At 62.6% G+C, this 10,487-nt stretch carries 2 protein-coding genes; both read left to right on the top strand.

Annotated features, from left to right (window positions below; all coding sequences use genetic code 11):
- The first annotated feature begins 128 nt into the window (after positions 1 to 128).
- The gene (locus AD668_RS08835) at positions 129 to 9,365 is read left to right on the top strand and encodes a non-ribosomal peptide synthetase (RefSeq protein ID WP_053157142.1); all 9,237 of its coding nucleotides are present in this window, start codon (positions 129 to 131) and stop codon (positions 9,363 to 9,365) included.
- Between the two features lie 53 nt (positions 9,366 to 9,418).
- Positions 9,419 to 10,477, top strand: coding sequence for a TauD/TfdA family dioxygenase (locus tag AD668_RS08840; protein WP_053157145.1), 1,059 nt, complete (start codon positions 9,419 to 9,421; stop codon positions 10,475 to 10,477).
- The last annotated feature ends 10 nt before the right edge of the window (positions 10,478 to 10,487 follow it).

The raw sequence follows: 10,487 nt of genomic DNA on the forward strand, positions 1-10,487 counted from the left end.
TCCTACAAGAGCGGTGCGATTTACACCCCTTCTGACACCTAATTCATTCGCTAATTTTTCTGGTCTGCATTCGTTTGATAAGGACGACGTGCCTTTGTGCTTCCCGCCACTGATCCGGATGCCTTGAAATGAATGCTGAAGACTCCTTGAAACTTGCTCGCCGGTTTATCGGGTTGCCCCTGGAAAAGCGCCAGGTGTTCCTCGCGGCATTGGCCAGGGAGGGCGTGGAGTTCGCCCGGTTTGCGATTCCATCCGGCGTTGACGCCGAGGATCGCCAGGCACTGTCTTACGCTCAGCAACGCATGTGGTTTCTTTGGCAACTGGACCCGCACAGCGGCGCCTACAACCTGCCAGGGGCGGTGCGGCTGACCGGGCGTCTGAACGTATCGGCGCTGGAGCAGGCATTCGCCAGCCTGGTGGCCCGTCACGAAACCCTGCGCACGGTGTTTGCCCGCGAAGCCGATGACAGCGTGCGGCAAGCCCGGAGCGCTGCGCCGCTGCAAATCGAACACGTGGATATCAGCGAGCTGCCCGCCGCTGACCGTGAGCACTCGGTGGCTCAAACCGCCGAACAACAATCGGTGCTGCCATTCGATCTGGCGGTCGGTCCGCTGCTACGGGTGACCCTGCTCAAGCTCACCGATCAGGAACATGTCCTGCTGCTGACCCTGCACCACATCGTCTCCGATGGCTGGTCGATGAACGTGCTGATCGACGAATTCATCCGCTGCTACGACGCCTTCGATGCAGGCACCCCACCGCAACTTGCGCCGCTGCCGATCCAGTACAGCGACTACGCCCTGTGGCAGCGCCGCTGGCTGGAAGCGGGCGAGCAGGCGCGGCAACTGGCGTACTGGCAGGCGCAGTTGGGCGATGAGCATCCGGTGCTGGAATTGCCGCTGGATCATTCGCGCCCGGCGATGCCGAGCTATCGCGGCACGCGCTTCGAATTCGCGGTCGATACACAACTGGCCGAACACCTGCGCACCACCGCGCAGAACCACAACATCACCCTGTTCATGCTGTTGCTCGGTGCGTTCAACGCGCTGCTGCATCGCTACACCGGGCAAACCGACCTGCGTGTCGGCGTCCCCATCGCCAACCGCAACCGTGCGGAAATCGAAGGGCTGATCGGCTTCTTCGTCAACACCCAGGTGCTGCGTACGCAACTGGACGGCCAGACCCGGGTTGACGACTTGCTACGCGCCATCAAGGAAACCGCCCTCGGTGCCCAGGCCCATCAGGACTTGCCGTTCGAGCGTCTGGTCGAGGCATTGAAACTGGAGCGCAGCCTCAGCCACACGCCGCTGTTCCAAGTGATGTACAACCACCAGCCGCAGGTTGCGGACATAGCCTCGGTGAGCACCGCGTCAGGCCTGGCGCTGGGCAGCATCGACTGGCAAAGCCGCACCACCCAGTTCGACCTGACACTCGACACCTGGGAGAAGGGCGGCAAGCTGCACGCGGCGCTGACCTACGCCAGCGACCTGTTCGAGGCCGATACCATTGTGCGCATGGCCGGGCACTGGACGCGTCTGTTGCAGGCGGTCGTCGACGACTCGACGCAAGAAATCGGCGAGTTGTCGATGCTGACGGCGGATGAGCAGCACGTGCTGGTGCATGACTGGAACCGCACCGCCGAGGCTTATCCCGTCGAGCAGTGCATGCATCAGTTGATCCAGGCCCAGGCCCGGCGCACACCCGAGGCGTCGGCCTTGGTGTTTGGTGATCGTCAGCTCAGTTACGCGCAACTCGATGCGCGCAGCAATCAACTCGCCCATTGCCTGCGCGAGCACGGTGTCGGTCCGGATGTGTTGGTGGGGATTTGCGTTGAGCGCTCGCTGGAAATGGTCATTGGTCTGCTGGCGATTCTCAAGGCCGGTGGCGCCTATGTGCCGCTCGACCCAGAGTACCCCGCAGAACGCCTGGCCTACATGATCGAAGACAGCGCGATTGGCCTGCTGCTCAGTCAAACCGAATTGCTCTGCGCGCTGCCGACCGAGGGAGTCAAGGTCATCGCCCTCGATCAGGAAGACGACTGGCTCGACGGTTACAGAGAAACCTGCCCGCAGGTTGAGGTGCACCCGTTGAACCTGGCTTATGTGATTTACACCTCCGGCTCCACGGGCAAACCCAAGGGTGCCGGCAACAGTCACGCGGCCCTGGTCAACCGTTTGTGCTGGATGCAGCAGGCGTACGGGATCGATGGCCGCGACTCGGTGTTGCAGAAAACCCCGTTCAGTTTCGACGTCTCGGTGTGGGAGTTTTTCTGGCCATTGATGACGGGTGCACGTCTGGTGGTGGCGCCGCCGGGTGCGCATCGGGAACCGGCGCAGTTGATCCGGATCATCAAGGATTACGGCATCAGCACTTTGCATTTTGTGCCGTCGATGTTGCAGGCGTTTATCCACGAGCCGGGTGTCGAGACATGTACCAGCCTCAAGCGCATCGCGTGCAGCGGTGAAGCGTTGCCGCTCGACGCGCAACTGCAGGTGTTCGCCAAACTGCCGGGCGCCGGACTGTACAACCTGTACGGTCCGACCGAGGCGGCCATCGACGTGACCCATTGGACCTGCATCGATGAAGGCGCCGACAGCGTGCCCATTGGCCGTCCCATCGCCAACCTGCGCACCCATGTGCTGGACGCACAGTTGCTGCCGGTCCCGGCGGGTGTGGCAGGGGAGTTGTACCTCGGTGGCGCCGGGTTGGCGCGCAGTTATCACCGGCGCCCGGCACTCACCGCCGAACGTTTTGTGCCGTGCCCGTTCCACGATGGCGCGCGGTTGTACCGCACCGGCGACCGCGTGCGCCAGCGCGCCGATGGCGTAATCGAATACCTCGGGCGCCTCGACCATCAGGTCAAGCTGCGTGGCCTGCGCATCGAGCTGGGTGAAATCGAAACCCGCCTGATGCAGCATCCGCTGGTGCGTGAAGCGGTGGTGTTGGTTCAGGGTGGCAAACATCTGGTGGCGTACCTGGTGCTGGAAAACACTGAGGCGGATGCTCAATGGCCGCAAACGCTCAAGGCCTGGCTGTTGAGCTCCCTGCCGGAATACATGGTGCCGACTTACCTGATGTCGCTGGACGCCTTGCCGGTGACCGCCAACGGCAAACTGGACCGCAAGGCCTTGCCGCCACCCGAATCCGCGCCGCAGCAAACCTTCGTCGCCCCGCAGGATTCGATGCAAACCGCGCTGGCGCAGATCTGGCAGGATGTGCTCGGGCTGGAGCGTGTCGGTCTTGAGGACAACTTCTTTGAGCTGGGCGGCGACTCGATCATCTCCATCCAGGTGGTCAGCCGTGCCCGTCAGGCCGGGATTCGCCTGAGCCCGCGGGATCTGTTCCAGTACCAGACGGTGCGCAGCCTGGCGTTGGTCGCGGAGTTCGACAGCCACAGCGCTATCGATCAAGGCCCGGTCAGCGGCGAGGTGATCCTGACCCCGGCGCAGCATTATTTTTTCGATCAGGCCATCGCCCAGCGTCAGCACTGGAATCAGTCGCTGTTGTTGACGCCGCGAGAGGCGTTGAATCCTCAAACGCTGGAAGCTGCGCTGATCAAGGTCATCAATCACCATGACGCCGTGCGTCTGCGCTTCATCGAAAGTGCAGACGGCTGGAACCAGCATCACGCGTCACCCGTTGAAACGTCAGGATTGTGGCAGCGCCGTGCGTCTTCGACCGATGACCTGAGCGCGATGTGCAATCAAGCACAACGCAGCCTCGATCTGGCAGGTGGACCGCTGTTGCGCGCCGTGCTGGTCAACCTCGACGATGGCAGCCAACGCCTGTTGCTGGTGATCCATCACCTGGCGGTGGATGGCGTGTCGTGGCGGGTGTTGCTCGAAGACTTGCAACAGGCCTACCGGCAAGCAGCACTACCGGCGAAAACCAGCGCCTATCAAACCTGGGCTAAGCACCTGCAACAGCACGCCCGCACTCTCGATGAACAACTGCCGTACTGGCAGGCGCAACTGGACGACGCCCGCGACTTGCCGTGCGACAACCCGCAGGGCAGTTTGCAGCATCGCCACGGGCACAAGATCGAATCGAAACTCGACGCAGGCTTGACCCAGCGTTTGCTGCAACAAGCTCCGGCGGCTTATCGCACCCAGGTCAACGACCTGTTGCTCACCGCGTTGGCGCGGGTCATCTGTCGCTGGACCGGGCATGAATCGACGTTGATCCAGCTCGAAGGCCATGGCCGCGAAGACCTGTTCGACGACCTCGACCTGACGCGTACCGTCGGCTGGTTCACCAGCCTGTTCCCCGTGCGCCTGCAACCCAAGGCCGAGACTTCACGTGCGATCAAGGCGATCAAGGAGCAACTGCGCGCCGTCCCGGCCAAGGGGTTGGGTTATGGGCTGCTGCGTCATCTCGGTGAACCGGCCCAGATCGACGCCTTGAAAGGCTTGCCGACGCCCCGAATCACCTTCAATTACCTCGGGCAGTTCGACCGCCAGTTTGATGAGACTGCGCTGTTTGTCCCAGCGTCTGAAAGTGGCGGTCAGGCCCAGGGCGACGACGCGCCGCTGGCCAACTGGCTGACACTGGAAGGCCAGGTCTTCGGCGGACAACTCACGCTGCAATGGGGCTTCAGCCGCGACATGTTCGCCAACAGCACGGTGCAGCAACTGGCCGATGCCTATGCCGAAGAACTCAAGTCGTTGATCGAGCATTGCTGCGCGACAACGGCGGGCCAGGTCACGCCATCGGACTTCCCGCTCGCACGCATCACACAGGCACAACTGGACGCTTTGCCCGTCGCCGCGCCCGCCATCGAGGACGTTTACCCGCTGACGCCGATGCAGCAGGGCATGCTGTTCCACACCCTGTACGAACTCCAGGCCGACGCCTACATCAACCAATTGCGCCTGGACATCCGGGGCCTTGAAATCGCCGCGTTCGGCCGGGCGTGGCAGGCGGCGATCAATCGCCACAACATCCTGCGCAGCAGCTTCCATTGGTTGGGACTTGAGTGCGCGCATCAGGTGATTCATCGCCAGATCGACCTGCAACTGCAAGTGATCGAAGCAGACGATATCAACCTCGATGCCTTGGCAACTGAAGAGCGCAGCCGTGGGTTCGAGCTGAGTAGTGCGCCGTTGTTTCGCTTGATCCTGGTGCGTCGGGGCAGTGAAGACTGGCACCTGATCTACACCAGCCATCACATCCTCATGGACGGCTGGAGCAACGCGCAGTTGCTCGGCGAAGTCATCCAGCACTATGCCGGCCAGACGCTGACCAAGCCGTTGGGACAATACCGCGACTACCTCGGCTGGATTGCGCAACAGCCGCTCCCTGCCGCCGAGCAGTTCTGGAAACAGGCACTGGCGCCGCTGGAAACCCCGACGCTGTTGGCGCAAGCCCTGCCGACGCCGGCCGAAGGGCGAGGCATGGGCGAGCATCAACTGACCGTTGAAAGCACCGCGCTGCAAAGCCTGAGCGATTTCGCCCGCCAGCAGAAAATTACCCTCAACACCTTGCTTCAAGGTGCATGGGCGCTGCTGTTGCAGCGCTACACCGGCCAGCCTTGCGTGGCCTTCGGTGCGACGATTGCCGGGCGTTCGGCGCCGTTGCCGGGCATCGAGCAACAGTTGGGATTGTTCATCAACACTTTGCCGATCATTGTCCATCCGTCAGCGGGGCAAGCGGTGAGCGATTGGCTCAATGAACTGCAAGCTTTGAACCTGGGCCTGCGTGAGTTCGAACACGTGCCGCTCTATGATATTCAGGGCTGGGCCGGGCAGCAGGGGGCGCTGTTCGACAGCCTGCTGGTGTTCGAAAACTTCCCGGTGGCCGAGGCACTCAAACAAGGGGCGCCAGCGGGCTTGGCGTTCGGCGCGCTGCACAATCACGAAATCACCAGCTACCCGCTAACCCTCGGCATCGAAGTCGGGGCCTCGTTGCGTCTGGATTTCAGTTTCGATCGCAGCCAATTCAGCGCCGAGCAGATCACCCAAATGGGCGCGAGCCTGTTGCATGTGCTGGCGCAATTTGTCGCCCAGCCACAACAGGCGCTCGGTGCTGTCAGCCTGCTGGATGCTCAGGCCCAGGACCGAGTACTGCGTAACTCGCGTCCACCGGCGCCGCGACTGGACAACCCGTTGCTGACCCATCAGCGCTTCGAACAGCAAGTGGCACGCACACCTGATTCGCTGGCCGTGGTAGCGGGTGACGAACGCCTGACGTACGCCCAGCTCAATGCGCAAGCCAACCAGTTAGCCCATCGCCTGCGCGCTCTTGGCGTCGGGCCGGGGCAGCGGGTCGGCCTGTCGGTGCGGCGCAATACACGAATGATCGTCAGCCTGATGGCAATCCTCAAGTCCGGCGCCGGGTATGTGCCGCTGGACCCGGATTACCCGGCCGAGCGCCTGGCCTACATGATCGAAGACAGCGGCATCGACCTGCTGCTGGCGCAATCGGGCCTGCTCGCCGATGTGCTGCTGCCGCAAGGTTTGCCGCGCCTGACGCTGGATTTGAGCGAAGACACCGGGTACTCCACCGACAACCCGGTGAACCTCGCCAGCGCCGAAGATCTCGCGTACCTGATCTACACCTCCGGCTCCACCGGACGCCCGAAAGGCGTGTGCCTGGCCCATGCCGCACTGCGCGAGTTCTGTGTGATTGCGGCGGATTATTCAGGCCTGACCCCTGAAGACCGTGTGCTGCAGTTCGCCACGTTCAGCTTCGACGGCTTCGTCGAACAGTGCTATCCACCGCTGTGTGTGGGCGCGGCGTTGGTGATGCGCGGCGATGAGCTGTGGGACACCGACACGCTTTATCGCCAGCTTGTCGAACACGAGGTAACGCTGGCGGATTTGCCGGCGGCGTATTGGTTCTTGCTGTCCCAGGAGTGGGCCGCTCAGCCTCGGCGCGACAAGGGCCGTTTGCGTCAGGTCCATGTCGGCGGCGAAGCGATGTCCCTCGAAGGCTTGAAGCTGTGGCACGCCGCTGGGCTGAGCGACGTGCGTTTGCTCAACACCTACGGTCCGACCGAAGCGAGCGTGGTCTCCAGCACCCACGAATGCACCCTGGCCGATACCCGCAACCCCATCGGCGTGCCCATCGGCAAAGCGTTGCCGGGCCGTGCGTTGTATGTGATCGACACGCAAGGTCATCTGCTGCCGAGCGGTTGCGTCGGCGAGTTGTGCATTGGTGGTGATGCGGGGCTCGCCCAACGCTATCACCAGCGCCCGGACTTGAGTGCCGAGCGCTTCATCGCCGATCCGTTTTCCACCACACCGGGGGCGCGGCTGTACCGCAGCGGCGACCTCGCACGCTATCGCGAAGACGGCGCGCTGGAGTATCTGGGGCGCATCGACCATCAGGTGAAAATTCGTGGATTGCGGGTCGAGTTGGGTGAGCTCGAAGCGCACCTGCAAGGCTTGCCGATGATCAGCGAAGCGGCGGTGCTGGTGCACGAAGCCGTGGGTGGCAAGCAGTTGATCGGCTACGTGGTGCCGGCCAATGCCGAACTGCTGAGCACAGATGCGCGTGAACTCACCGACACCGTTCGCCGCGCCTTGGGCGAGCGTCTGCCGGATTACATGCTGCCCGCACAGTTGGTACTGATGACTGCGCTGCCGCTCAATCGCAACGGCAAGCTCGACCGTGCGGCGCTACCGGCCCCCGAAGCCTGGGAAACGGCCACAGGCACCGCGCCGCAAGGCGAGCTGGAAACCGAGCTGGCGCAGATTTGGCAGCAAGTGTTGCAGGTCCCACGGGTTGATCGCGAAAACAGCTTCTTCGAACTGGGCGGGCATTCGTTGCTGGCCACGCAGATCGTCTCGCAGATACGTCAGCGCCTCGGCCTGTCGGTGAGCCTGCGCAGCCTGTTCGAACACCCGCGCCTTGAGGATTTCGCCGCGCAGGTGAAAGCCCTGCAACGCACCTGTGAGCGCCCGGCGCTGGTGGCGGGCACCGGCGGCGAGCGTCAGCCGTTGTCCTTCGCCCAACAGCGTTTGTGGTTCCTGTGGAACCTGGAACCGGACAGCTCGATGTACAACATGCCCGGCGCGTTGCGCCTGCGCGGTGAGTTGAATCTTGAAGCCTTGCGCCAGACCTTCGACACCTTGGTGCAGCGTCACGCGGTGTTGCGCACCACCTTCTACGAGGAAGACGGCAAGGCCTGGCAGCGCGTGCAGGAGCAATTGCCGTTGAGCTTTGATGCCGTCGACCTGCGGCATTTGCCATCGCCGGATACTGAGGCGCAGAAACTGGCCCGGGAAGAAGTTGCTCGGCCATTCGATCTGCGCCACGGCCCGCTGCTGCGAGTCCGCGTGTTACGGGTCGCGGAACAGGAACACGTGCTGCTGTTGACCGTGCACCACATCGTTGCCGATGACTGGTCGTTCCGCATCCTGATCAACGAGTTCGTCACGCTGTACCCGAGCCTCAACCGTGGCGAAACGCCTCAACTTCCAGCCCACAGCGTGCAATACGCCGACTTCGCCAAATGGCAGCGCCAGTGGCTGGAGCAAGGTGGAGAACTGCAACTTCAGCTCGATTACTGGCAGCAGCGTTTGGGTGAGCAATTACCCGTGCTGGAGCTGCCGGCTGACGGCGATCAACGCACGGCCGCGGAAGGCGCCAATGCGCATTTCACCTTCAGCGCAGAACTGAGCCAGCAACTGCGCGACTTCGCCCAACAGCACGATCTGTCGCTATTCATGCTGCTGCTGGCCGGTTTTACCCTGGTGTTGCGCCAGCGCACCGAGGTCAATCGCGTGCGCATCGGCACCGATATCGCCAACCGAAATCAAGCCGAGCTTGAAGAAATGGTCGGCTTCTTCGTTAACCAATTAGTTCTGCAAATTGACGTGGAGGCCGAGCAGTCGGCCAGGCAGTTGCTGGACGTTTGCCGTCGCGCGGTGCTGGAGGCTTCGGACCATCAGGACCTGCCGTTCGAGCGACTGGTGGAAGCCTTGCGCTTGCCGCGTCGGGCCGGACGCTCACCGCTGTTCGACATCAAGCTGATTTACCAGGAAGGCGTCGGTCGCCTGCCGTCGATGGAAGGCTTGCAGGTCGAGGACTTTGCGTCGGGGCGTCAAGCCGCCGAGATCGGCATGGTCGCTGCGTTCTACAACGACGCCGAGTACGTTCACCTGAGTTTCGAGACACCGGCCGGCCAGTACTTGCCGAGCACGCTGGCGTGTCTGTTCGAGCAGATTCAGGCCGTGCTGCAAGCGTTGTTGCGCGTCGACGAGTTGAGCGTGAGCCAGTTGCTGGAGGTGGCCACGGACGTGCAGCGCCGCGCCGAAACGCGCCTGAGTGAACAGCGCAAGGCTTTGCTCGGCGGCGCCATGGCGATCAAGCGACGCTCGGCGAAACGTGGCGCGCCGACTGTGCAATCGGCGGCGGACTGATTCAGGCGGCGGTGCTCAACCTGCACCGTCGTCAACATTTTCTGGAGGGGTTTATGAGCGTTTCAACGACCAGGTCCATTGCCAAATTGGCTCGTGGTGCCCGCAAGAGCCTGTCCACCGATCCGACGCAACTAGTGAGTTTCGCGCCGATGTTCGAGGGCGTCAGCATGCCGCTGGTGTGCCGTCCGGCCGTGCCTGGCGTGAATCTCGTGGAATGGGCGACTCAGAATCGCGCCCTGATCGAAACCCGCTTGCTGGAACACGCGGTGATTCTGTTTCGTGGCTTCCAGGTCGCCGACATCGCCGAGTTCAACCGTTGCGTCGATGCGATTTCCGGTGGCGCGTTGGAGTACCTGTTCCGCGCCTCGCCACGAACCCAGATCACCGGTCAGTTCAAGATCTACAGCTCCACCGATTACCCGGCGCCGGAGAAAATCTTCCCGCACAACGAGCACTCGTATTCGCCGGTGTTCCCGCGGCACCTGTACTTCTATTGCGACACCCCGTCGACCACCGGCGGTGAAACGCCGTTCGGTGATACCCGTCAGATTTTGGCGCGGATCGACCCGGCAGTGCGCGAGCAATTCCAGCGCAAACGCATCCAGTACGTGCGCAACTATGGCGACGGCATGGGCCTGCCGTGGCAGACGGTGTTCCAGAGCGAGGACCGCGCAGACGTCGAAGCCTACTGCACGAAGATCGGCATACAGGCCGAATGGAAGTCCGGCAATCGCCTGCGCACCCGGCAAAACGGCCCGGCCATCGTGCGCCATCCGCTGACCGGCGAACGCATCTGGTTCAACCACGGCACTTTCTTCAACGCCCTGACCCTGCCCGACAGCATCCGCGACAACCTGCTGCGTGAATTCGGCCCGCTGGACCTGCCGCAGAACACCTTCTTCGGTGACGGCACGCCGATTCCCGAGGACGTGATCCGTCACCTGCAAGGCATCTACCGCGACGTGATGGTCGAGTTCGCCTGGGAGAAGGGCGACGTGGTCCTGCTCGACAATATCCTCAGCGTGCATGCGCGCAACGAATTCACCGGCTACAGAAAAATCCTCACGGCCATGGCCATCGCGCAGAAAAGCGCCGACCTGGATCAGGAATAAGGACACCCGA

Source organism: Pseudomonas sp. P1.8, from assembly GCF_001269805.1.
In the GTDB taxonomy this organism is placed as follows: Bacteria; Pseudomonadota; Gammaproteobacteria; order Pseudomonadales; family Pseudomonadaceae; genus Aquipseudomonas.